Raw genomic sequence first — 24,272 nt, 5'->3', positions numbered from 1 at the left:
ATGCAATTCTAGCATAGGGCTTTTTAATTTACCATAGTTTAAAATGCTATTTTCTAGCAATTACCTTTTTTACCGCACCTACAATTGCTGCGGCATTTAGACCGTATTTGTCCATTAATTGTTCCGGTGTGCCAGATTCACCAAAGGTATCGTTGGTGGCAATAAATTCTTGGGGTGCAGGATGCTGAGTTGCTAGCAAACGTGCAATGCTTTCGCCAAGACCGCCTAAAAAGTTATGCTCTTCGGCAGTAACTACGCAGCCGGTTTTTTTAACGCTTTTTAAAACCGCGGCGTCGTCCAAGGGTTTTATGGTGTGAATGTTTATAACATCTGCCGTAATTCCGTTTTCGTTTAAAGTTTCTGCAGCTTGTAACGCTTCCCAAACTAAATGACCGGTTGCTACAATAGTTACATCGGTACCTTCTTGCAATTGTACCGCCTTGCCTATCTGAAAGTTTTGATCGGCAGGTGTAAAGTTTGCAACTTTGGGTCTTCCAAAACGTAAATAAACAGGACCATTATAATCTGCAATTGCTATAGTTGCAGCTTTAGTTTGATTGTAATCGCAAGTGTTTATTACGGTCATTCCTGGAAGCATTTTCATCAAGCCAATATCCTCCAATATCTGGTGCGTTGCCCCGTCTTCCCCTAAAGTTAAACCTGCGTGCGATGCGCAAATTTTTACATTTTTTCCGCTGTATGCTACGCTCTGTCTAATTTGGTCGTAAACCCTTCCGGTAGAAAAATTAGCAAATGTTCCCGTAAATGGAATTTTCCCACCAATGGTCATCCCTGCTGCCATACCAATCATATTTGCTTCGGCAATTCCTACTTGATAAAAGCGCTCCGGATGGTTTGCTTTAAAGTCGTCCATTTTTAAGGATCCTGTAAGATCTGCGCAAAGTGCTACAACGTTTTTGTTTTTCTTTCCCAGTTCCGTAAGTCCATCACCAAAACCTGAACGTGTGTCTTTTTTACCTGTATCTGTGTATTTTTTCATAAGCCTCCCCAAACCCCTCCGAAGGAGGGGCTTATAGCGGGTTATATTTTAAATTAATAATTTCATTTTAGAGTCTGAGTTCCCCCTTCGGGGGCTAGGGGGGCTTTAATAATCACCCAAGGTTACAGGGTTTTGTGAAAGAGCATTCTCTAATTGCTCGTCATTGGGCGCTTTTCCGTGCCAATCGTGCGTATGCATCATAAAATCTACACCATTGCCCATAACCGTATGAAGCAAAACGCAAATTGGCTTTCCGTTACCCGATTTGTCTTTTGCTTTTTTCATGCCAGAAATAATTGCACTTAGATCATTTCCTTTCTTAATTTCCATTACATCCCAACCAAATGCTTCAAATTTCGCTTTAACATTGCCCATGGGTAGCACATTGTCTGTGGAACCGTCTATCTGCTGGCCATTTAAATCTACAGTTAAAATTAAATTATCTACCCCATTTCCTGCCGCGTACATAATTGCCTCCCAATTCTGACCTTCCTGCAATTCGCCATCGCCACAAAGTGTGTAAATTAGGTGGTTATCGTTATTTAATTTTTTTGTGAGTGCCGCTCCAATTGAAACTGAAATTCCTTGTCCGAGTGATCCCGACGCAATACGAACCCCAGGTAAGCCTTCGTGGGTAGTTGGATGCCCCTGCAAACGCGAGTTTAAAAGGCGGAAGGTATTTAACTCTTCTACCGGAAAGTAACCCGCACGTGCTAAAACACTGTAAAATACTGGTGAAATATGCCCGTTTGATAGGAAGAAAAGATCTTCGCCTATGCCGTCCATCTCAAAAGTATCATTGCGTTCCATCAATTCGTTATAAAGTGCAACGAAAAACTCGGCACAACCAAGTGAACCTCCCGGATGCCCAGAATTCACTTTGTGTACCTGCCGTAAAATATCTCTTCGAACTTGAACTACCAAATCCTCAAGTGCTTTATAATCTGCCATAATGTGTTTTAAAATTCAGTGTCAAAAGTAATGTATTATCGGGGGGAGGCAAAAGGTACACGAAGGCTTTTATTAACGATTTCAGGGTTTTGTTAACAGAAAACTGTCTGATGCGCGATGCACGAAGACAGAAGATTACAAAATCACTACATCAGCCATACTTAAATCGGAAGAGCCGTTGTGTAATTTTGTTATTTGAAATTTGGGATTTGGAATTTAATAACCGTTATCTTTGCCCCCTCAATAAAATCTGCTGCATGCAATTTAAATTAGAAGCCACAGACCCGCAAAGTAGCGCCCGCGCCGCAACTATTACGACCGATCACGGCGTTATTGAAACTCCTATTTTTATGCCCGTTGGTACCGTAGGTACTGTAAAAGGCGTACATCAACGCGAACTAAGGGAAGATATTAATCCAGATATTATTTTGGGAAATACATATCATTTATACCTAAGACCGCAAACTACAATCCTTGAGAAGGCGGGCGGCCTTCATAAATTTATGAACTGGGACCGAAATATCTTAACCGACAGTGGAGGGTATCAGGTGTATTCGCTTTCAGCAAATAGAAAAATTAAGGAGGAAGGCGTAAAATTTAAGAGCCATATAGATGGCAGTTATCACGTTTTCACGCCAGAAAATGTTATGGAAATTCAGCGTACAATTGGCGCGGATATCATTATGGCCTTTGATGAGTGTACACCGTACCCATGCGAATATAACTACGCAAAACGTTCTATGCATATGACGCATCGTTGGCTGGACCGATGCATAAAACATTTAGATAAAACCCCTCTAAAATACGATTACGGACAAACGTTTTTTCCTATTGTTCAAGGCAGTACTTATAAAGATTTGCGAAAACAATCGGCAGAGTACATTGCTTCGGTTGGAGCAGAGGGCAACGCTATTGGCGGACTTTCAGTTGGCGAGCCAGCAGATGAGATGTATGAAATGACGGCGGTGGTAACCGAAATTCTTCCACAGGATAAACCGCGCTATTTAATGGGCGTAGGAACTCCCGCCAATATTCTTGAAAATATAGCACTTGGAGTAGATATGTTCGACTGTGTAATGCCTACGCGAAACGGGAGGAACGGAATGCTCTTTACTTCGGAAGGTATTATTAACATAAAAAACAAAAAGTGGGAAGCCGATCTTTCGGTAATAGACCCGATGGCAATTACGTGGGTAGATACAGAATACAACAGAGCGTATCTGCGCCACTTATTTACCGTAAATGAAATGTTGGGAAGACAGATAGCTACCATTCACAACCTCGGTTTCTATTTGTGGTTGGTTCGCGAAGCCAGAAAACATATCTTAGCAGGAGATTTTCTGGATTGGAAAAACGGCATGGTTAAAAAACTCGCGCAAAGATTGTAAAATGCTCAGCATACTCGATAGGTACATATTAAAGAAATATTTGGGCACTTTTACGCTGCTGTTATTGCTTTTTATACCAATTGGTATTACAGTTCATCTCGCCGAAAAAATTGACAAAATCCTTGAAAATGAAGTGCCGTTTATGGAGGTGATGATCTATCTCTATAATTTCACTATTTATTTTGCCAACTTGTTATTTCCGTTGTTTCTTTTTCTTTCAGTTATTTGGTTTACCTCAAAACTGGCCAACGATACGGAGGTAATTGCATTTTTAAGCAGTGGTGTTTCGTATTATCGTTTTCTGCGTCCGTATATTATTGGAGCCACCATAGTTTGTATTGCCGCGCTTGTTTTCAGTATGTATTTAGCGCCAAAGGCTAGCAAGGGATTTAACGAATTTGCATATACGTATTTAAAAAAGGGAAAACAGGATAGGGATCAAAGTAATGTTTATACGCAAATTAATGAAAACGACTACATATATGTAAGCTACTTTAATGTTTCCGATAAAATTGGAAGCAACTTTACATTGGAACATTTTGAAGGAAATGAGATGACGTATAAAATTTCGGCCGGACAGATAAAATACAATGAAAAGGATAGCACATATTCCCTATTTCATTATAAAAAACGAATAATTGGCGAGAAAAACGATATTTTGGAAAGCAAGCCTAAATTAGATACCGTTTTTTCCTTCGATTTGGAAGATTTAACACCGGTTACATACATAGCCGAAACCTTGAATTTTACGGAGCTCAACGACTTTATTGAAAAGGAAAAAGCGCGTGGTTCGTCTTATATTAATAGGTATGAAGTGGTGCGCTACAAACGCTGGAGTTTGCCAGTTTCGGCCTATATATTAACCATTATTGCAGTGGCTGTTTCTTCGGTGAAAAGACGCGGAGGAATGGGGCTTAATCTGGCAATAGGCATTAGTATTGGGATGATTTTTGTGTTCTTCGATAAGGTATTTGGCACCATGGCCGAACAGAGCGATTTTTCACCCCTCGTTGCTACTTGGTTTCCTAATTTTCTATTTGCAATTTTGGCAATTTATCTTCTAAGAAATGCGAAACGATAAATTATTAAACTATCTCCATCTCCACTTTATAATTTTTATTTGGGGGTTTACCGCAGTCTTGGGCGCCTTAATTACCTTAGAAGCCATTCCGCTGGTTTGGTACCGCATGCTTTTAGCTACCCTAATTATATTTGCATTTTTAAAAATTAGAAAGGAAAATTTAAAGTTTTCACTAAAAACGTTGAGTGGCTTTGCCTTGGCGGGAATTATAATTGCCCTGCACTGGCTCACATTTTTCGGAGCCATTAAAGCTTCGAACGTATCGGTAACGTTGGCGGTAATTTCTTCCGGCGCATTTTTCACCTCAATTTTGGAACCGCTTTTTTATAAACGCAAAATAATTATTTACGAAGTGCTCTTCGGCCTCATCGTAGTGGGCGGTTTATATATTATTTTTGACGTTGAAGGTTCATATACTTTAGGAATTATTCTTGCATTAATATCAGCATTTTTAAGTGCCTTGTTTTCGGTAATTAATGGCAAATTTGTTTTAAAATACAAAGCGTCAGCAATTTCATTTTACGAATTAATGTTTGGAGTTCTGGGAATTACTATTTATCTGGCATTTGCTGAAAAATTTACAACTGAATTTTTTACAATCTCTGCCCACGATTGGATCTATTTACTAATTTTGGCATCCGTTTGCACCGCCTATGCCTTTATTGCATCAATACATGTAATGAAATGGATAAGTCCGTACACCGTAATGCTAACCATAAATATGGAACCAGTGTACGGTATTATTTTGGCGCTTATTGTCCTTGGCGATTCAGAAAATATGAGCGCGCAATTTTATTACGGAGCTGTAATAATATTAATTACGGTTATTGCCAACGGTATCATTAAAATTACTCAAGAAAGAAATCGAAGAAGATTGAGTAACACCTAAAACAAAATTTTATCTTTGTAAGCAAACCTTTATTAAAAGAAGGAAAAAATTATGGAATATCTTGATTTTGAACTCCCTATAAAAGAATTGCAGGAGCAATACGAAAAAGCCTGCCTTATTGGCCAGGAGAGCGATGTAGATGTAAGCAACACCTGCAAACAGATTGAAAAGAAGCTAAAGGATACTAAAAAGGAAATTTATAAAAAGCTAACCCCATGGCAGCGCGTACAATTATCCCGCCACCCAGATCGGCCATATACTATAGATTACATAAAAGCTATCTGTGGCGATTCGTTTTTGGAGTTACACGGAGATCGTGCCTTTAAAGACGATAAAGCTATGGTTGGTGGCCTCGGAAAAATAGGCGATCAAAGTTATATGTTCGTGGGCCAGCAAAAAGGTTATAATACCAAAACACGCCAGTATAGAAATTTCGGGATGGCAAATCCAGAAGGATACCGAAAGGCATTACGATTAATGAAATCTGCCGAAAAGTTTGGAATTCCCGTTGTGTGTTTTGTAGATACGCCTGGAGCATTTCCGGGGCTCGAGGCAGAAGAACGCGGCCAAGGCGAGGCAATAGCTCGCAATATTTTGGAAATGACACGCCTTAAAGTGCCAATTATTGTCGTAATTATTGGAGAAGGAGCCAGCGGCGGTGCACTCGGAATAGGCGTTGGCGATAAGGTTTTAATGTTGGAAAATACGTGGTACTCCGTTATTAGTCCAGAAAGCTGCTCGTCTATATTATGGCGAAGTTGGGAATTTAAAGAGCAAGCTGCCGAAGCCCTAAAACTTACGGCAAAAGACATGAAAAAGCTTAAACTTATTGATGAAATAGTTAAAGAACCTCTAGGAGGTGCACATAGCGATCGGGAAACAACTTTTAGAACCGTTGCCGGGGTAATTGATAAGACTTATAACGCATTAAAAATGTTATCCCCAACCGATTTGGTTAAAAATAGAATGAATAAATATTTAGAAATGGGCGAGTTCAAAGGTTAAATTGAACTATAGCTTATCTTACCGTAAATCCGAGGCGAGAGCCTTGGATTTTTTTACGGGTTATTAACAATAATTTGGAGTTTTCAACAGTTCAATTGTTGAAGAATGGTTAATATAGTAAGACCAGAAACACTTCATTTCTCTTAACATTTTCTTTACATTCGCTTCATGGAAAAAATCAAACCTCAAACCAGTTTTTCAACTCGACCTTCGCAAGTTATATCGCTCGAAAAAGGCAAAATACCGCCACAAGCGCTTGATTTAGAAGAGGTTGTGCTTGGCGCTTTGATGATTGATAAAAAAGGTGTAGATGAGGTAATAGATATCCTACACGCCGAAGTTTTCTATAAACAGGCGCACCAATACATTTTTGAGGCTATTCATAAATTGTTTGAAGATAGCCAACCCGTAGACTTATTAACCGTTTCTACGCAATTAAAGAAACAAGGGAAATTAGAACTCGTAGGAGGCGAATTTTATTTAATACAATTAACCCAAAAAGTGTCTTCTTCGGCACATATTGAGTTTCACGCGCGCATCATACTTCAAAAATATATTCAGCGAAGTTTAATAAAAATCTCGAATGAAATTATTGAAGATTCCTATAATGAAGGTACAGATGTTTTTGACCTCTTAGACAATGCCGAAGCAAAACTTTACGAAGTTACACAGGGAAATATAAAGCGTTCTTCCGAAACGGCCCAAAATCTTGTAATACAAGCAAAAAAACGAATTGAGGAAATTGCCAACAAAGAAGGACTTTCTGGAGTACCGTCTGGATTTACAAAACTCGATAAACTTACTTCGGGCTGGCAACCCAGCGATTTAATTATTATAGCTGCTCGTCCAGGTATGGGTAAAACCGCATTAACGCTCTCTATGGCCCGAAATATGGCAGTGGAGCACAATACTCCTGTTGCTTTTTTCTCTTTGGAAATGTCGTCCGTTCAACTTATAACTCGTTTAATTAGCTCAGAAACGCAATTGAGTTCCGAAAAATTACGTACCGGAAATCTCGAGAAACACGAGTGGGAACAATTAAATGTAAAAGTTAAAGGCCTCGAAAAAGCCCCACTCTTTATTGACGATACTCCTTCGCTTTCAATTTTCGATTTACGCGCCAAGGCAAGAAGACTTTCTTCGCAACACGGTATTAAGCTAATAATAGTAGATTATTTGCAATTAATGACCGCAGGTGGAAGCCAAAAAGGAGGCAATAGGGAACAGGAAATTTCTACCATTTCACGAAACCTAAAAGCCCTGGCCAAAGAATTGAGTGTTCCCGTAATTGCACTATCCCAGCTTTCTCGTGCAGTGGAAACCCGTGGTGGCAGTAAAAGACCGCTGCTTTCAGATCTTCGTGAATCTGGAGCAATTGAACAGGATGCAGATATCGTATCATTTATTTACCGTCCGGAATATTATAAAATTGATGAGTGGGATGATGAAGAACACACCCCAACCGCAGGCCAGGCCGAACTTATAATAGCAAAGCACCGTAACGGTGGTTTAGATGAAATACGGCTTAAATTTATTGGAAACCTCGGTAAATTTGATAATTTGGAGCACTTTGATCATCCTACCGAAATTCACTCCAGAATGAACGACGCTGCAAACGACGATACGTTTAGAACCAAAAACCTCCCTTCTGCAAACGAAGCCTTCGGAAGTTCAATGAATGAAGATTTTTTGACAGATGACGACAATGATGTGCCGTTTTAATATTGTATAAGTACTTTGGCTTGGAAATTGTCGTTATATTCGCACAATGGCACGTATTATTATAATTGTATTTCTATTCCTTTTTTCAATAAAAGCTTCAGCTTCTTATATCCTAATTCCCATGGATGCCGAGAGCCAAAAGGAGCATTTAAAGGCCTATGGAATTACTTATTGGGTTTTGGAAAAAAATCAAAAAGTAAAATGGCTGCTGAATTATAGAGGCGGTTCCTTTTTAATGCCCGATTCTGCCGAAATTCAGAAGGAATGCCAGGTTCGCGGGGTTTCTTTTGAAGTAATTTCCAACAGCAAAACCGAACAAATTCTTACAGAAATAAGCAGTCCGTCAAAAAATATGGACGCTGTAGTTTTAGAAAAGGCACCAAAAATTGCAGTCTATTCCCCTAAGGGTAATTTGCCTTGGGACGATGCAGTAACCATGGTTTTAACCTATGCCGAGATTCCATATACCGTAATTTATGACGAAGAGGTGTTAAACGATCAATTAATTCTCTACGATTGGCTTCATTTACACCACGAAGACTTTACCGGGCAATACGGAAAATTTTACCGTGCCTATCGTGCCGCACCTTGGTATATAGAAGAAAAAGCCAAGGCCGAAGCACTTGCCGCAAAATTGGGCTTCAATAAAGTTTCGGAAGCAAAATTGGCAGTGGCAAAAAAAATTCGCGACTATGTAATCGGGGGTGGTTTTATGTTTGCCATGTGTAGCGCTACCGATAGTTTTGACATTGCACTTTCTGCCGAAGGAGTAGATATTTGTGAGCCTATGTTTGATGGCGACCCCAGCGAACCCAATTACCAAAGCAAAATAGATTACAATAAAACCTTTGCATTTAAGGATTATATTTTGGAACGGAGCCCAATGGTTTACGAATTTTCAAGTATAGATATGACCGAAAAAAGACGAATAATCAAGGAGTCGGACTATTTTTCACTAATGGATTATTCGGCAAAATGGGACCCCATACCTACAATGCTCTGCCAAAACCACACATCTTTGGTTAAAGGATTTATGGGACAAACTACTTCGTTTGATGCCAACCTCATTAAAAGTAATGTTTTGGTGATGGGCGAAAATAAAACTAATGGCGAAGCACGCTATATTCACGGAATAAAAGGAAAAGGATTTTTTACCTTCTACGGCGGTCACGATCCCGAAGACTATCAGCACAGGGTAGGGGATGCGAAAACCGAATTAGCGCTCCATCCAAAATCACCGGGATACAGACTTATTTTAAACAATGTTTTATTTCCGGCAGCGAAGAAGAAAAAGCAGAAAACGTAGGTTTTTTAAATTCCAAATCACAATTTCTATTTTTGTCTCCCTGCGCGCAGTCGAAGGGTAAAATTCCAAATAGTTATTTATTAATTAAGTTTTCATAGTAATCTTTTGGGGGGAGAACGGTAATTTCTACCCTTCTATTTAATTGTTTATTTTCATCAGAATCATTCGGAAATCGGGGAGTGCTTTCACCGAAAGCTTTAACCTCAAAATCGTATCCTTCATAATTATTAAAAATTTTCAGCAATCGTTCCTTTACAGAAATGCTTCTATTTTTAGATAGGGTTAAATTTGAAATTTCATCGCCATCGCTGTCGGTGTGGCCTTCAATTAATATGGTTGCTTTATCAACTTTTTTAATGATTTTTGCCAAGGAATCTAGACTTTCTTTGGCGGTTTCCTTTAGGTTGTATTTTGCCACATCAAAGAGAACGTCGGCGTTTATGGTAAGTTTTATAACGCTGTTTATAGCTCCAATGGCGTCTATATCGGCGCCGGCGCTAATGCTTCTGCAGAGTTCTTTTAAATCTGTAATTCGAAGAAAATAAAACACAGTTTCATTGTCAATTCCTGCATCACTAAGTTCTATAGACGATTTTCCCCCAGCTATTTTTCCTGCATACACCCATTCTTTGCCGTTTTGTGAAATTTCTATTTTAGCAGCTTCTCGAGACGGGCCAACTTCAAATATATAAAGGTCGTCGCCGGGAAGGTTCATAAACCCGTTATCGGTAAATGCCACGGTTAAAGTGCCGCCACAACCCAAGGAAATAAAATTTGGGGTTTGGTAATTTCGGTAATTTGGTTCGTGCAGGCATTGTGTGCTATCTCTGTATTTTTTTATTGGCGGCGGGTTTCCTACTTTAAATTGAACCAACTTATCTGCAAATGAAATTTCCCCCAACGGAAGATAAATAGAGTTGTAGCGATCAATTTTATAACGTTTTCCGGTTTGGTTTTGGGCAAATAGATGTTTGCCCGGTAAAAGAAAAAGAAAACAAAGCAGCAAATTGAAACGCAACATTAGGGCTATTTTTAACGAAGATACTGAAACTTCTTAATTATGAATTAAGCGCATAAAAAAACCGCCTCATTTCTGAAGCGGTTTTTAGGCGAAATAATATAAGTTATTGTCTTATTTTACTTGTTTAACGATTGCGGCAAAAGCCTCTGGGTGGTTCATAGCCAAATCTGCCAAAACCTTACGGTTAAGTTCGATTCCACTGTTTTTTAAACTTCCCATAAACTGTGAATAAGACATTCCATGCTGTCTTGCCCCCGCGTTGATACGGGTAATCCATAAGGATCTGAAATTTCTCTTTTTTGCACGACGGTCACGATATGAATAAAGCATTGCTTTGTCCACAGCGTTTTTTGCAACTGTCCATACGTTTTTACGTCTTCCAAAGTAACCTTTGGCTTGTTTAAGAACCTTTTTACGGCGGGCTCTCTTCGCAACTGAATTTACTGATCTTGGCATAATTTTAATTGTTTTTGTAGCAGGCGGTCGATAATCGACACTTGTTTTCAAACTTCTTAAATCAACAATCGTAAATCGTTAATTTAAAATCATTTTGGCACTACTCCAGGGTTTAAATAATTGTTTTAACCGGTTAGGCATTATTACTTCAGTCGAAGCATTTGCTTAACATTGCTTTCGTCGGCCTTGTCTACCAACCCATCATGGGTTAATGCAAGTTTGCGTTTTTTGCTTTTCTTTGTTAAGATGTGGCTTTTAAACGCATGCTTTCTTTTGATTTTACCGGTACCTGTAAGCTTAAAACGCTTTTTGGCACTGGATTTTGTTTTTTGTTTCGGCATGTTTCTTTCTTTTTATATATTATTTCGCTTTATTGTGAACTTACATTTCTGTTGTAAAATGAAGTTTTATTTCTTTTTAGGGGCAATGAACATAATCATTCGTTTCCCTTCTAATTTTGGCATTTGCTCTACCTTTCCGAATTCTTCCAAATCTCGGGCAAGACGCAAAAGCAAAATTTCACCTTGGTCTTTGTAGATTATGGAACGGCCTTTAAAGAAAACGTATGCTTTTAATTTTGAGCCTTCCTGTAAAAATTTCTCGCCGTGTTTCTTTTTAAACTCGTAATCGTGGTCGTCTGTATTCGGACCAAAGCGGATTTCCTTAATGGTTACTTTAGTGGCTTTCGCCTTTAAAGCTTTTTCACGCTTCTTCTGTTCGTAAACAAATTTTTTGTAATCTATTACTTTACAAACGGGAGGGTTTGCATTTGGTGAAATTTCTACAAGATCCAACTCTTGTTCCTGCGCAATTTCACGTGCTTTTTTTAAAGGATAAATTCCTATTTCAACATTGTCTCCTACAAGACGGACTTCTTCTGCACGAATCTTTCCGTTGATTCTGTGTTGATCTTCTTTAATTACCCTTGCAGGTCCTCTACTTCTTTTTCTTCGTATTGCTATGGCTTACTAATTTTAGTTAAACATTAAATTCTTTCGATTCTTCTTTTACTGCTTGTTGAATCAACCTTGAGAAAGCTTCGGGAGTCATAGTTCCTAGATCGCCTTCGCCGTGTTTACGTACAGAAACCGTTCCATCTTTTTCCTCCTGCTCTCCAACAATCAACATATATGGGATTTTGTTCATTTCAGCCTCCCTGATTTTCTTGCCAATTGTTTCGTTTCTATTATCAACAAGGGCGCGAATTTCGTCATTTTCAAGCAAATTTAAAACTTTTTGGGAGTATTTTTCATATTTTTCACTTAATGATAAGATAGTTACCTGTTCAGGCATTAACCAAAGCGGAAAATTTCCGCCCGTATGTTCTAATAAAATTGCTACAAAACGCTCCATACTACCAAAGGGGGCACGATGGATCATAACGGGGCGGTGGGTTTCGTTATCACTGCCTTTGTATTCCAGTTCAAATCGTTCCGGAAGGTTATAATCTACCTGTATGGTGCCTAGCTGCCAGCTTCTGCCAAGTGCATCCTTCACCATAAAGTCTAATTTTGGGCCGTAGAATGCAGCTTCGCCATACTCTATTTTATAATCTAATTCTTTAGCTTCGGCAGCACTTATAATGGCCTTTTCGGCTTTTTCCCAATTTTCGATACTACCTATGTATTTTTCAGGATTTTCTGGATCGCGTAATGAAACTTGGGTATAGAAGTTTTCAAAACCTAAAGACCCAAACACATATAATACTAAGTCTATTACCTTTTTAAACTCTGTGTCTAGTTGGTCAGGGGTGCAAAAAATATGCGCGTCGTCCTGGGTAAATCCGCGAACACGCGTTAAGCCGTGAAGTTCGCCACTTTGTTCATAACGATAAACGGTGCCAAATTCGGCAAATCGCTTTGGTAAATCTTTGTAAGACCACGGTTTGCTGTTGTAAATTTCGCAGTGGTGCGGACAGTTCATGGGTTTTAACAGAAACTCTTCGCCTTCGTTGGGGGTGTGTATAGGTTGAAAGCTATCGGCGCCATATTTTGCGTAATGCCCGGAGGTTACGTAAAGTTCCTTTTGGCCAATATGTGGGCTAATTACCATTTCGTAACCCGCTTTTTTCTGAGCTTTCTTTAAGAAATTTTCAAGTCTTTCACGAAGTGCAGCACCTTTGGGAAGCCACAGTGGAAGACCTTGACCCACTTTTTGCGAAAAAGTAAAAAGCTCAAGTTCTTTTCCAAGTTTTCTGTGATCGCGTTGTTTGGCCTTTTCTAGAAGTTCTAGGTATTCGATTAAATCTTTTTGTTTTGGAAAACTAATACCGTAAATACGGGTTAGTTGTTTGTTATTTTCATCGCCCCTCCAATAGGCCCCTGCGATGCTCATAAGTTTTATCGCCTTTACAATGCCGGTGTTTGGTATGTGTCCGCCGCGACACAAATCTGTAAAAGTATCGTGATCGCAAAAGGTAATGGTCCCGTCTTCTAAATTTTCAATAAGCTCAACTTTGTACTCGTTATTTTGCTTTTTGTAAAACTCCAGTGCGTCTTCTTTTGAAGCTTCGCGGATTGAAAACTCGTGCTTTCCTCGCGCAATGGCAATCATTTTATCTTCAACATCCTTGAGGTCCTTTTCCGAAATGGTCTTGTCGCCAAAATCAACATCGTAATAAAAACCATTTTCTATAGCAGGGCCAATCGTTAATTTAACACCGGGATATAGCTGCTCAAGTGCTTGCGCAAGAATATGTGCCGAAGAATGCCAGAAAGCTTTTTTACCTTCTTCATTGTTCCATGTATAAAGTATAAGGTTGCCATCTTCGGTTAAGGGGGTAGCTGTTTCAACTGTTTTATCATTAAAGGATGCCGAAATAACGTTTCGTGCAAACCCTTCACTAATGTTTTTAGCTACGTCCATTGGCGTAACTCCGGCATCAAAATGCTTTACACTTCCGTCTGGTAAGGTAATGGCTATCATATACTGAAAAATTTTAGGGTGCAAAGATACTATTAGTTTTGGCGCCTTGCAATAATCACTTTATAGATTGTTACTTCTTTTTGTTGAATTTTTTCTTGATGTGTGATTAAGGATGAATTGCTCAATATAGTATATATTGGGCGCGTAAAGACGTTGAAGGTTTATATACGCAGCGTATTATTCGTGCGAAATGAAATTATAGAGATTCATAGTATATATATTAAGGTATAAATGAAGTGAAATATTATTTTGAAGCTAAGTTATAGCGGTTCAATAGCTTAATAAAATTGCAATAAAATAATTCAAAAAAACCTTTAAATAATGTTGCGGGAACAGAAAAGGGTTTTATATTTGCACCCGCTTAGCAGGACAGATAGCTGTTCAAAAAGAGTTAAGCCGGACGCTCTGAAATTTTTTTGAAATATTTTTTTAAAAAGTATTGCGGGATTAAAAAAGAGTTGTATATTTGCACCCGCTTAGCGAATGAGTGACTACAGAACACGAGTTTGCGAGGCGAGAAGAATAGAAAAAAAGTTCATTGAGATATTGAAATTGACAGCGTAGATCGGCATCCGAAAGGGTGTCGGTCAACAAAGAAACTAAACTAAGTGAGATTTTCTGGGATTTTTTTGAGAGTCGAGCTCTTACTGATGTATGGTCGCAATATTATTGAAGATTATACGATGAAGAGTTTGATCCTGGCTCAGGATGAACGCTAGCGGCAGGCCTAACACATGCAAGTCGAGGGGTATATGGTGCTTGCACCATAGAGACCGGCGCACGGGTGAGTAACGCGTATGGAATCTGCCTTGTACAGGGGAATAGCCCAGGGAAACTTGGATTAATGCCCCATAGCATTATAGAGCGGCATTGCTTTATAATTAAAGATTTATCGGTACAAGATGATCATGCGTCCCATTAGCTAGTTGGTGTGGTAACGGCACACCAAGGCTACGATGGGTAGGGGCCCTGAGAGGGGGATCCCCCACACTGGTACTGAGACACGGACCAGACTCCTACGGGAGGCAGCAGTGAGGAATATTGGACAATGGGCGAGAGCCTGATCCAGCCATGCCGCGTGCAGGAAGACTGCCCTATGGGTTGTAAACTGCTTTTTTACGGGAAGAAACACCGCTACGTGTAGCGGCTTGACGGTACCGTACGAATAAGGACCGGCTAACTCCGTGCCAGCAGCCGCGGTAATACGGAGGGTCCGAGCGTTATCCGGAATCATTGGGTTTAAAGGGTCCGTAGGCGGGCGATTAAGTCAGTGGTGAAATTCTGCAGCTCAACTGTAGACCTGCCATTGATACTGGTCGTCTTGAATCGTTGTGAAGTGGCTAGAATATGTGGTGTAGCGGTGAAATGCTTAGATATCACATAGAATACCGATTGCGAAGGCAGGTCACTAACAACGCATTGACGCTGATGGACGAAAGCGTGGGGAGCGAACAGGATTAGATACCCTGGTAGTCCACGCCGTAAACGATGGATACTAGCTGTCCGGCGCACATTGGTGCGCTGGGTGGCCAAGCGAAAGTGATAAGTATCCCACCTGGGGAGTACGTTCGCAAGAATGAAACTCAAAGGAATTGACGGGGGCCCGCACAAGCGGTGGAGCATGTGGTTTAATTCGATGATACGCGAGGAACCTTACCAGGGCTTAAATGTAGTCTGACAGGGGTGGAAACACCCTTTTCTTCGGACAGATTACAAGGTGCTGCATGGTTGTCGTCAGCTCGTGCCGTGAGGTGTCAGGTTAAGTCCTATAACGAGCGCAACCCCTGTTGTTAGTTGCCAGCGAGTCAAGTCGGGAACTCTAACAAGACTGCCGGTGCAAACCGTGAGGAAGGTGGGGATGACGTCAAATCATCACGGCCCTTACGTCCTGGGCCACACACGTGCTACAATGGCAGGTACAATGGGCAGCCACGCCGCAAGGCGGAGCGAATCCACAAAACCTGTCTCAGTTCGGATCGGGGTCTGCAACTCGACCCCGTGAAGCTGGAATCGCTAGTAATCGGATATCAGCCATGATCCGGTGAATACGTTCCCGGGCCTTGTACACACCGCCCGTCAAGCCATGGAAGCTGGAAGCACCTGAAGTCCGTCACCGCAAGGAGCGGCCTAGGGTGAAGCTGGTAACTAGGGCTAAGTCGTAACAAGGTAGCCGTACCGGAAGGTGCGGCTGGAACACCTCCTTTCTAGAGAAAGACGACCGAAATTCAACAAAGAGAGGCTCTTATATGAAAAGAACAAGGGAGTCTTGCTTGGTTTAGCTGTCAATTTTATAATTTTTTGAGAGAAAAGAAGAAAGAACAAAGAACAAAGAGGGATGCCGCAAGGATGTCTTTTCTCTTTCCTCTTTAATCTTTACTCTTAGGTACAGTCTCATAGCTCAGCTGGTTAGAGCGCTACACTGATAATGTAGAGGTCGGCAGTTCGAGTCTGCCTGAGACTACGAATAGAAATATTAGATTGGAGATTGGCGATTGCCGATCTTTTGGTCTGCAAAAGTTCATTTAAATAAAAATAGAGATTTTAAGAAGTTGAGTGAGTTCAACAATCGTTAATCGTAAATCAACAATCTGAAATCGATTACGGGGGATTAGCTCAGCTGGCTAGAGCGCCTGCCTTGCACGCAGGAGGTCATCGGTTCGACTCCGATATTCTCCACCACGGACAACAACCGTTGTTTTTCATTAGCTGCCCGTTATCCGGGCTTGAAGAATACGGGGATCCAGACAGTTCATTGACATATTGGAAATAAAGAATACGAGAAAAGTAATAATAAAGAGGTATACTTAGGGTATACCGAATTTTTGAATAACTCATTAAAGAGCAAAAAAGTACAATAAGCAAAATAAGAGCGTATGGGGAATGCCTAGGCTCTCAGAGGCGAAGAAGGACGTGATAAGCTGCGAAAAGCTGCGGGGATTGGCACATACAAGTTGATCCGCAGATATCCGAATGGGGCAACCCACTATGTTGAAGACATAGTATCCGCAAGGAGGCGAACCCGGGGAACTGAAACATCTAAGTACCCGGAGGAAGAGAAAACAATAGTGATTCCGATAGTAGCGGCGAGCGAAATCGGATTAGCCCAAACCGTACAGTTTACGGACTGTGCGGGGTTGTAGGACCACGACATTTGGTGCTTTACGAATAAGAACACGTTGGAAAGCGTGGCCATAGACGGTGATAGCCCGGTATTAGTAAGGACAGTTACCGATAGTGGTATCCTGAGTAGTGCGGGGCACGTGAAACCCTGTATGAATCCGGCGGGACCATCCGCCAAGGCTAAATACTCCTGAGAGACCGATAGTGAACCAGTACCGTGAGGGAAAGGTGAAAAGAACCGTGAACAACGGAGTGAAACAGATCCTGAAACCATACGCTTACAAGCGGTCGGAGCCAATTTATTGGTGACGGCGTGCCTTTTGCATAATGAGCCTACGAGTTACTGTTGCCAGCAAGGTTAAAGTTTTAAGAACTGGAGCCGCAGCGAAAGCGAGTCTGAATAGGGCGCCATAGTTGGTAGTAGTAGACGCGAAACCGTGTGATCTACCCTTGGGCAGGTTGAAGTTTGGGTAACACCAAATGGAGGACCGAACCCGTTGACGTTGAAAAGTCTTGGGATGACCTGAGGGTAGGGGTGAAAGGCCAATCAAACTCGGAAATAGCTCGTACTCCCCGAAATGCATTTAGGTGCAGCGTTGATTTATAGTTTTATAGAGGTAGAGCTACTGATTGGATGCGGGGGCTTCACCGCCTACCAATTCCTGACAAACTCCGAATGCTATAAAATGTTGATCAGCAGTGAGGGCATGGGTGCTAAGGTCCATGTCCGAGAGGGAAAGAACCCAGACCATCAGCTAAGGTCCCCAAATGTATGTTAAGTTGAAAAAACGAGGTTGGACTGCACAGACAGCTAGGATGTTGGCTTGGAAGCAGCCATTCATTTAAAGAGTGCGTAACAGCTCACTAGTCGAGCGGTCCGGCATGGATAATAATCGGGCATAAACATACTACCGAAGCTATGGACTTATATTTATATAAGTGGTAGGGGAGCATTCTGTCTGCGTTGAAGGTGTACCGTGAGGTATGCTGGAGCGTACAGAAAAGAAAATGTAGGCATAAGTAACGATAATGCGGGCGAGAAACCCGCACTCCGAAAGACCAAGGTTTCCTCAGCTATGCTAATCAGCTGAGGGTTAGTCGGGGCCTAACGCGAACCCGAAAGGGGTAGTGGATGGACAACAGGTTAATATTCCTGTACCTGCTCACGCTAAAAGTGACGGAGGCGTAAATTTGGTGCGAACTGACGGAATAGTTCGTTGAAGCCAGTGGCAACACGGCGATAGTACACTGAGACTTCGGTCAAGGTGATAATCCAGAGTAGCGACTTCCAAGAAAAGCGAGTGAAGCAGCCCGTACCCTAAACCGACACAGGTGGTTGGGATGAGAATTCTAAGGAGCTCGAGTGATTCATGGCTAAGGAACTAGGCAAAATAGACGCGTAACTTCGGGAGAAGCGTCGCCCCTCTCAAGGGGGGCCGCAGTGAAAGAGTCCAGGCGACTGTTTATCAAAAACACAGAGCTTTGCTAAATCGAAAGATGATGTATAAGGCTTGACACCTGCCCGGTGCTGGAAGGTTAAGAGGAGATGTTAGCTTCGGCGAAGCATTGAATTGAAGCCCCAGTAAACGGCGGCCGTAACTATAACGGTCCTAAGGTAGCGAAATTCCTTGTCGGGTAAGTTCCGACCTGCACGAATGGTGTAACGATCTGGACACTGTCTCAGCCATGAGCTCGGTGAAATTGTAGTATCGGTGAAGATGCCGATTACCCGCTGTGGGACGAAAAGACCCCGTGCACCTTTACTATAGCTTAGTATTGGTTTTGGACAAGTAATGTGTAGGATAGGTGGGAGACTTTGAAGCTGCGTCGCCAGGCGTGGTGGAGTCATTGTTGAAATACCACCCTTTGCTTGTCTAGAGTCTAACCCTTCACAAAAGGGGACAGTGCTTGGTGGGTAGTTTGACTGGGGTGGTCGCCTCCAAAAGAGTAACGGAGGCTTCTAAAGGTTCCCTCAATACGGTTGGCAATCGTGTGTAGAGTGCAATGGCATAAGGGAGCTTGACTGAGAGACCTACAAGTCGATCAGGTACGAAAGTAGAGCATAGTGATCCGGTGGTTCCGCATGGAAGGGCCATCGCTCAAAGGATAAAAGGTACGCCGGGGATAACAGGCTGATCTCCCCCAAGAGCTCACATCGACGGGGGGGTTTGGCACCTCGATGTCGGCTCGTCACATCCTGGGGCTGGAGAAGGTCCCAAGGGTTGGGCTGTTCGCCCATTAAAGTGGCACGCGAGCTGGGTTCAGAACGTCGTGAGACAGTTCGGTCTCTATCTACAGTGGGCGCAAGAAATTTGAGTGGATCTGACTCTAGTACGAGAGGACCGAGTTGGACCGACCGCTGGTGCACCAGTTGTCCCGCCAGGGGCACCGCTGGGTAGCTACGTCGGGAAGGGATAAGCGCTGAAAGCATATAAGCGCGAAACCCACCACAAGATGAGATTTCTTTAAAGGGCCGTGGGAGACTACCACGTTGATAGGCCGTAGGTGTAAGGGCAGTAATGTCCCAGCCGAGCGGTACTAATAGCCCATAAGCTTATGTACAAAGCCCCCCAACCCCCAAAGGGGGAGCCATCACTCCGGTGGTGGCAGGGGCGGCACACTCTTTTTTAAAGTAAAATTCACTTTTCTTCTATTGTTTGTTTTCCGATATGTCACGATATACACCCTCGCGCCCATACGGGCGCCAAGTGGTTCCCCCTTCGGGGGCTAGGGGGCTGATTTAAGGTGGTTATAGCGACGGGGCTCACCTCTTACCATTCCGAACAGAGTAGTTAAGCCCGTTTGCGCCGATGGTACTGCTATCCAGTGGGAGAGTAGGTCGCCGCCTTCCTTTAAAGACCCAATCATTTATTTGATTGGGTCTTTTTTTTTGCATTGAACCCGTGCACCTGCGCTCCCACTGCCGTGGGTGGGTTGGGAGTCGTTACATAAAGCGTAACTCTTGGTGTCTGTTCGAGCGCAGTCGAGAACTTTGAGCTCCTAACTTCCTATCAGGTCGTGATCCTGCTCGATCAGATAGCTTGATTAATTTTTTAATTCTTTTTGAAAACATCTTTTTTATTCCGGAAGTATCTTCAAAATTTGTTGGTACCTATTTGTAGAAAATGGCGCTCATAATTGTATTGATACCTTTAAAAAGGAGGAAGATAGCTCCCGCTCCAGCTATTACTCCGAAGAAAAGAAATACAAATAGCATAAAGGTTTCTTTATTTAAAAATGATAAAGTGATTAAATAAGGGCTCAAAAACAACAAGGGTAGCGCAAATGCTAAAAACTTTAAACCCTTTTTTAGTAAATCGAAATTTGTGTGTGTTTTACTCATTTTTAAAATTATTTATAACGTTTCGAACATTTTTATATTTTTCCAAAAGCCTTTGTGCTTCATTTTCTGAAATGCGTAATTCGCTCATAATCATTCTCACTCCACGATCTACCAGCTTATTGTTACTTAGCTGCATATCAATCATTTTGTTTCCCTTCACTTTGCCTAATTGAACCATTGCTGCTGTAGAAACCATATTTAAAACTAACTTTTGAGCTGTGCCAGCTTTCATTCGTGAACTTCCAGTTACAAACTCAGCACCTACTACTACAACCACTGGATATTGTGCTGTATTGGCTAATGGGCTACCAGCGTTACAGGTTATACACCCGGTAGAAATATTGTTTTCGTGACACTTTTTTAAGGCGCCAATAACATAAGGTGTTGTACCGGAAGCAGCGATACCAATTACAAAATCCTTATCGGTAATGTTTTCTTTCTGAAGGTCTTTCCAACCATGTCTTTCCGAATCTTCGGCAAATTCTACAGCTTTGCGAATGGCCGAATCGCCCCCTGCTATTAAACCTATAACCAATTCGTGAGGTACACCGAAGGTTGGTGGGCATTCACTGGCGTCCAAAATACCTAATCGACCGCTGGTGCCTGCACCGATGTAAAATAACCTTCCGCCGTTCTTTAATTTATTAACTACTTCGTTAGTGAGCGATTCAATTTGGGGAAGTGCATTTTCTACAGCATAGGCAACGGTTTTATCCTCGTTGTTTATATTTTGAAGCAGTTCAGAGACACTCATTTTTTCCAAATGGTTGTATTTTGAATCCTGCTCAGTGGTTTTTGTAAAATCCATTTTTTATTATTCATTGTATAATGTATCCCGAAGCGTCGTTGTTGCTAAGGTATAATATTTTACTGTACTGTATAATTAAGCGTAGAAACTTCAGAAATTCTAAAATATCCCAAAGGATAGTTATCCGGATTAGTTTCGTTTACAATATTGCCTCGAACGGTTGCAGGCTGTGTTTCAAAAGGGCCACCGCCTTGGTCGCTGGTTTGTTGTAAAAGAATAAACATAAAGTTGTAATATGCTTGACTTACACCGTAAATATTAAATTGTACTTGGTCCTCTGGCGCTAAATCGTCAACCAAAAAATATCCAAAAATCGTATTTCCGTCAAAAAATTCATCATTATAAACGTCTAAAACATCACCTTTTTCAGATAGCCCTTCAAAAAAGTAGAAATTTCTTTGGTCAGCCGGATCTGTAAAAAATACTTTTAGTTCAATATCTTCTCCCGTAAATCCGCCATCATTTCGCTGTTCCACAAATTCTAATGGTGAAACATTATACAGTACTTCAGTTGCGCTATATGTTTCGCCTTGGTGTACAATTTCCAAGGTGTATTCTTTTTCAGCTTCTATCGGAAAAGTGGCAGAATACCTCCCATTGTTAAAATATTCAAGATTTATAATAAATCCTTCTTCCGTAATAATCTTTACCTCCGCATCTGCAATTTCTGTGTTTTCATTTCCGAAAAACGGTTTTGTTGTCGTTAATCTCACAGTTGCTTGAACTTGTTCTTCATCAATATTTTTATTACAATTTGCTTCTATAACTAATCTGGGAGGAGCTTCATTAAGTTCAACTTCAATAACGTCTTCACAGGAAGAAAAAATTCCGAAGAAAATTATAAAAATAAATAGCTTCTTCATATTCTTAAAATTTAAAATTATAAGTTACCGATGGAATTATTCCGAAAATTGAAAGTCGAACCGCTTCATTTTGGCGAATATCAGTATTCTCCCTAAAACTTATAGACGCTGCATTTTTTCTGTTATATACATTATAGATGCTGAAAACCCATTCGCCTTTCCAACGCTTAGTGCTTTCGGGTTTTGGGGTCCACGTGGCAGACAAATCTAGACGATTAAATGTTGAGAGGCGACTTTTATTTCGGGCTTCGTAAACCGGTACTACCACCCCGTTGTAGCTATATTGTCCTTCGGGATATGTTGTTGGGATACCCGTTTGGAAAATAAAATTGGTGCCGAAAGACCATTTATTTGTTAATTCATATTGTCCAGTGATAGAAATATCGTGCGTTTTATCCCAAGCGCTATTGTACCATTCGCCATTATTTATACCAGTTTCAATCGCCGATCTTCCCGGTGTACGCTGCTCACTTTTAGAAAGAGTGTAGGCAATCCAACCCTGTAATTTGCCAGTATTTTTTTTAAAAAGCACTTCAAGACCATATGCCCGTGCTTCGCCATTGAGCAAAATTTGCTCTATAGCATTGTTGGCAATTAAATCTGCATCATCTACATAATCCAAACGGTTTTGTACCTTTTTGTAAAAGGTTTCTACTTCTAAGGAATAGTTTTTAAAATTTCTAAAATACCCCAATGCTACTTGATCTGCCAGTTGCGGCTCAATATATTTTCCACTGGGGGCATAAATATCAAAAGGGGTAGGCGAAGTGGTATTACTGATTAAGTGAATATACTGCGCCATACGGTTGTAGCTGGCCTTAATGGAAGCGTTATCGTTCAACAAATAGGAAATAGCGAAGCGAGGCTCTAAATTGGCGAAGGATTTTATGGTTTCACTTCTACTGAATGAAACGGTGTCTATGGGTTTGGCTTTTTGATAAATATCAAGATTTTCGTTATATATTATCGGATTGTTATCTTGGTACAGAAACAGTTCATCCTGCCCCAACCGGTTAAAGTTTGACAATCGAAGCCCCGCTTGGACCGAAATTTTATCAGACAGATTAATTTCAGCATCAACATAGGCCGCATTTTCCCAAGCATATTTATCTGTTAGTTTAAAAGGGTTGATTCCGGAATCTTCCGTGGTTGGCGTTACATCGCCCGGATTAAATTTGTAGTAAATACTGTTGACGCCATAGCGTAAATCTACGTTGTTTGATATATAATGCGTAAAATCATACTTTACATTGAAATTTCGAATACCACTGTAAAAATCAAATTCTACAAATTTCAGCTCTAAACCGTAGTAATAATCCGAATAAATTAGGGATAGATTTGAAAACAATTTACTTGAAAAGAGATGGTTCCAACGAAGATTTAATGTTGTGTTGCCAAAACTATTCGCGAAACTGTCTGAGATTTCAAAAACATCTCTTCCAAAATAACCCGATAAAAATAAACGGTTATTTTCGTTGAGATTGTAACTTAACTTTGTATTTAAATCATAAAAATAAGCAATATTATCATTGTTGAATAAAGGAAGAAATAAGTGCGCATAACTACTTCGGCCGCCTATTAAAAATGATGCAGTGTCTTTTTTAATGGGACCTTCCAAAAGTAAACGGCTTGCCACCAGCCCAATACCACCGCTGGCGTGATAGTTTTTTTTGTTGCCGTCTTTTTGATAAATATCTAAAACCGAAGAAATCCGACCGCCATATCTTGCGGGAATTCCTCCTTTGTAAAGGGTTAAATCCTTGATGGCATCCGGATTAAATACCGAAAAAAAACCAAATAAATGCGAAGAATTATAGAGGGTTGCTTCGTCTAGTAAAATTAAATTTTGGTCTGCCGCACCGCCACGAACGTTAAATCCGCTAGCGCCTTCGCCGGCACTAGTAACACCCGGAAGTAGCGTAATTGCTTTAATAACATCAACTTCGCCTAATACCACGGGGATTTTTTTAATGGTTGTTGTTGAAAGCGTATTTTTACTCATTTGAGAGCTTCGCACGTTGAGTCTTTCGGCATTTGCCTCAATAACTACTTCGTCTAAACTTTGGGAATCTGTGGTAAGCGCTAAATCTTTTTTGATGTTTTCGGTAAGTGAAACGTCAACAATTTGGGTTTCAAAACCAATGCTGCTGTAATAAATTTTGTAGTTGCCTTTTGGAAGTGTAATTGAATAATACCCATATTGATTGGTTGCCGTTCCCGCTTGTATGGAAGGGATAATTACGTTTACCCCAAACAGTGTTTCGCCTGATTCGGCTTCCAAAATAGTGCCGCTGATGGTAAATTTTTCTTGTGCGAAAGCAGCTATACTTACGAACAAAAGCAACAAAGTGAATATTTTTTTCAAAGGCTTTATTTTATTAGTAAAAAAAACCT

17 protein-coding genes, 2 tRNA genes and 3 rRNA genes are annotated in these 24,272 nt (G+C 41.0%); 11 read left to right on the top strand and 11 right to left on the bottom strand.

Translation table 11 applies throughout. From position 1 onward, the window contains the following. Window positions 1-46 precede the first annotated feature (46 nt). Both QCQ61_RS00240 and QCQ61_RS00235 read right to left on the bottom strand, forming a co-directional pair. Complete coding sequence (locus QCQ61_RS00240; protein WP_279448701.1) at window positions 47-1,000, bottom strand: transketolase family protein; 954 nt, start codon at window positions 998-1,000, stop codon at window positions 47-49. Between the two features lie 105 nt (window positions 1,001-1,105). Beyond that, window positions 1,106-1,951, bottom strand: a complete 846-nt coding sequence (locus QCQ61_RS00235) for a transketolase (protein ID WP_279448700.1) — start codon at window positions 1,949-1,951, stop codon at window positions 1,106-1,108. Window positions 1,952-2,208: 257 nt separating this feature from the next. Here QCQ61_RS00235 and tgt point away from each other — a divergent pair, with 257 nt between their 5' ends. The 6 genes from tgt to QCQ61_RS00205 all read left to right on the top strand — a co-directional run bounded on the left by tgt (window position 2,209) and on the right by QCQ61_RS00205 (window position 9,342). Further along, a complete protein-coding gene (gene tgt / locus QCQ61_RS00230) occupies window positions 2,209-3,339 on the top strand; it encodes a tRNA guanosine(34) transglycosylase Tgt (protein ID WP_279448699.1) in 1,131 nt (376 codons plus the stop codon). A gap of 1 nt (window position 3,340) precedes the next feature. Next, complete coding sequence (locus QCQ61_RS00225; RefSeq protein ID WP_279448698.1) at window positions 3,341-4,420, top strand: LptF/LptG family permease; 1,080 nt, start codon at window positions 3,341-3,343, stop codon at window positions 4,418-4,420. Then, window positions 4,407-5,309 carry a DMT family transporter gene (locus QCQ61_RS00220; RefSeq protein WP_279448697.1) on the top strand — a complete coding sequence of 301 codons (903 nt, stop codon included), beginning with the start codon at window positions 4,407-4,409 and terminating at the stop codon, window positions 5,307-5,309. Before QCQ61_RS00225 ends, QCQ61_RS00220 begins: the two co-directional genes overlap by 14 nt. A 51-nt stretch (window positions 5,310-5,360) precedes the next feature. Further along, entirely contained in the window at window positions 5,361-6,314 is a 954-nt protein-coding gene (locus QCQ61_RS00215; RefSeq protein ID WP_279448695.1) for an acetyl-CoA carboxylase carboxyltransferase subunit alpha, read from the top strand. A gap of 168 nt (window positions 6,315-6,482) precedes the next feature. Beyond that, complete coding sequence (dnaB, locus tag QCQ61_RS00210) at window positions 6,483-8,036, top strand: replicative DNA helicase (protein ID WP_279448693.1); 1,554 nt, start codon at window positions 6,483-6,485, stop codon at window positions 8,034-8,036. A gap of 46 nt (window positions 8,037-8,082) precedes the next feature. Further along, on the top strand, window positions 8,083-9,342 hold the full coding sequence (locus QCQ61_RS00205; RefSeq protein WP_279448692.1) for an asparagine synthetase B: 1,260 nt from the start codon (window positions 8,083-8,085) through the stop codon (window positions 9,340-9,342). A gap of 73 nt (window positions 9,343-9,415) precedes the next feature. Here the strand turns inward: QCQ61_RS00205 and QCQ61_RS00200 are convergent, their stop codons facing one another. From QCQ61_RS00200 to thrS, 5 genes are all read right to left on the bottom strand, one after another. Next, window positions 9,416-10,363, bottom strand: coding sequence for an OmpA family protein (locus QCQ61_RS00200; RefSeq protein ID WP_279448691.1), 948 nt, complete (start codon window positions 10,361-10,363; stop codon window positions 9,416-9,418). 111 nt (window positions 10,364-10,474) lie between these two features. Beyond that, window positions 10,475-10,819 (bottom strand): 50S ribosomal protein L20, encoded by a 345-nt coding sequence (rplT, locus tag QCQ61_RS00195; protein ID WP_045081426.1) that lies wholly within the window; start codon window positions 10,817-10,819, stop codon window positions 10,475-10,477. A gap of 143 nt (window positions 10,820-10,962) precedes the next feature. Beyond that, on the bottom strand, window positions 10,963-11,160 hold the full coding sequence (gene rpmI, locus QCQ61_RS00190) for a 50S ribosomal protein L35 (RefSeq protein ID WP_111844725.1): 198 nt from the start codon (window positions 11,158-11,160) through the stop codon (window positions 10,963-10,965). Between the two features lie 66 nt (window positions 11,161-11,226). Continuing rightward, the gene (gene infC / locus QCQ61_RS00185) at window positions 11,227-11,739 is read right to left on the bottom strand and encodes a translation initiation factor IF-3 (protein ID WP_279450210.1); all 513 of its coding nucleotides are present in this window, start codon (window positions 11,737-11,739) and stop codon (window positions 11,227-11,229) included. A gap of 58 nt (window positions 11,740-11,797) precedes the next feature. Further along, window positions 11,798-13,744, bottom strand: a complete 1,947-nt coding sequence (thrS, locus tag QCQ61_RS00180) for a threonine--tRNA ligase (RefSeq protein WP_279448689.1) — start codon at window positions 13,742-13,744, stop codon at window positions 11,798-11,800. 680 nt (window positions 13,745-14,424) lie between these two features. Between thrS and QCQ61_RS00175 the strand changes: the two genes are divergently transcribed. From QCQ61_RS00175 to rrf, 5 genes are all read left to right on the top strand, one after another. Continuing rightward, window positions 14,425-15,948, top strand: a 16S ribosomal RNA gene (locus tag QCQ61_RS00175). 183 nt (window positions 15,949-16,131) lie between these two features. Continuing rightward, window positions 16,132-16,205: transfer RNA gene (locus tag QCQ61_RS00170), tRNA-Ile, on the top strand. A gap of 141 nt (window positions 16,206-16,346) precedes the next feature. Continuing rightward, window positions 16,347-16,423, top strand: a tRNA-Ala gene (locus tag QCQ61_RS00165). 173 nt (window positions 16,424-16,596) lie between these two features. Then, window positions 16,597-19,426, top strand: a 23S ribosomal RNA gene (locus QCQ61_RS00160). A 179-nt stretch (window positions 19,427-19,605) separates the two neighbouring features. Continuing rightward, window positions 19,606-19,715, top strand: a 5S ribosomal RNA gene (gene rrf / locus QCQ61_RS00155). The 16S, 23S and 5S rRNA genes sit together here with 2 tRNA genes alongside, the layout of an rRNA operon. Window positions 19,716-19,976: 261 nt before the next feature. Here rrf and QCQ61_RS00150 read toward each other — a convergent pair. Genes QCQ61_RS00150 through QCQ61_RS00135 form a run of 4 tightly spaced genes read right to left on the bottom strand, consistent with a single transcriptional unit; the run spans window position 19,977 to window position 24,243 of the window. Beyond that, window positions 19,977-20,207, bottom strand: a complete 231-nt coding sequence (locus tag QCQ61_RS00150; protein WP_279448688.1) for a DUF6095 family protein — start codon at window positions 20,205-20,207, stop codon at window positions 19,977-19,979. After that, window positions 20,200-21,015 carry an N-acetylmuramic acid 6-phosphate etherase gene (gene murQ / locus QCQ61_RS00145; RefSeq protein ID WP_279448687.1) on the bottom strand — a complete coding sequence of 272 codons (816 nt, stop codon included), beginning with the start codon at window positions 21,013-21,015 and terminating at the stop codon, window positions 20,200-20,202. The genes QCQ61_RS00150 and murQ overlap by 8 nt, the downstream gene beginning before the upstream one ends. 59 nt (window positions 21,016-21,074) lie before the next feature. After that, the gene (locus tag QCQ61_RS00140; RefSeq protein ID WP_279448686.1) at window positions 21,075-21,878 is read right to left on the bottom strand and encodes a DUF4249 domain-containing protein; all 804 of its coding nucleotides are present in this window, start codon (window positions 21,876-21,878) and stop codon (window positions 21,075-21,077) included. A 4-nt stretch (window positions 21,879-21,882) separates the two neighbouring features. After that, entirely contained in the window at window positions 21,883-24,243 is a 2,361-nt protein-coding gene (locus QCQ61_RS00135; RefSeq protein ID WP_279448685.1) for a TonB-dependent receptor, read from the bottom strand. Window positions 24,244-24,272 lie beyond the last annotated feature (29 nt).

This window comes from Aequorivita marisscotiae, assembly GCF_029814825.1.
In the GTDB taxonomy this organism is placed as follows: Bacteria; Bacteroidota; Bacteroidia; order Flavobacteriales; family Flavobacteriaceae; genus Aequorivita; species Aequorivita marisscotiae.
Note: the sequence above shows the minus strand (reverse complement) of the source record. Positions and strands in the feature narration are given on the sequence as shown.

Excerpts from the sequence above, each read along its gene's own strand:
- QCQ61_RS00240 (WP_279448701.1), bottom strand. The coding sequence starts at position 1,000 with ATGAAAAAATACACAGATACAGGTAAAAAAGACACACGTTCAGGTTTT.
- QCQ61_RS00235 (WP_279448700.1), bottom strand. The coding sequence starts at position 1,951 with ATGGCAGATTATAAAGCACTTGAGGATTTGGTAGTTCAAGTTCGAAGA.
- tgt (WP_279448699.1), top strand. The coding sequence starts at position 2,209 with ATGCAATTTAAATTAGAAGCCACAGACCCGCAAAGTAGCGCCCGCGCC.
- QCQ61_RS00225 (WP_279448698.1), top strand. The coding sequence starts at position 3,341 with ATGCTCAGCATACTCGATAGGTACATATTAAAGAAATATTTGGGCACT.
- QCQ61_RS00220 (WP_279448697.1), top strand. The coding sequence starts at position 4,407 with ATGCGAAACGATAAATTATTAAACTATCTCCATCTCCACTTTATAATT.
- QCQ61_RS00215 (WP_279448695.1), top strand. The coding sequence starts at position 5,361 with ATGGAATATCTTGATTTTGAACTCCCTATAAAAGAATTGCAGGAGCAA.
- dnaB (WP_279448693.1), top strand. The coding sequence starts at position 6,483 with ATGGAAAAAATCAAACCTCAAACCAGTTTTTCAACTCGACCTTCGCAA.
- QCQ61_RS00205 (WP_279448692.1), top strand. The coding sequence starts at position 8,083 with ATGGCACGTATTATTATAATTGTATTTCTATTCCTTTTTTCAATAAAA.
- QCQ61_RS00200 (WP_279448691.1), bottom strand. The coding sequence starts at position 10,363 with ATGTTGCGTTTCAATTTGCTGCTTTGTTTTCTTTTTCTTTTACCGGGC.
- rplT (WP_045081426.1), bottom strand. The coding sequence starts at position 10,819 with ATGCCAAGATCAGTAAATTCAGTTGCGAAGAGAGCCCGCCGTAAAAAG.
- rpmI (WP_111844725.1), bottom strand. The coding sequence starts at position 11,160 with ATGCCGAAACAAAAAACAAAATCCAGTGCCAAAAAGCGTTTTAAGCTT.
- thrS (WP_279448689.1), bottom strand. The coding sequence starts at position 13,744 with ATGATAGCCATTACCTTACCAGACGGAAGTGTAAAGCATTTTGATGCC.
- QCQ61_RS00150 (WP_279448688.1), bottom strand. The coding sequence starts at position 20,207 with ATGAGTAAAACACACACAAATTTCGATTTACTAAAAAAGGGTTTAAAG.
- murQ (WP_279448687.1), bottom strand. The coding sequence starts at position 21,015 with ATGGATTTTACAAAAACCACTGAGCAGGATTCAAAATACAACCATTTG.
- QCQ61_RS00140 (WP_279448686.1), bottom strand. The coding sequence starts at position 21,878 with ATGAAGAAGCTATTTATTTTTATAATTTTCTTCGGAATTTTTTCTTCC.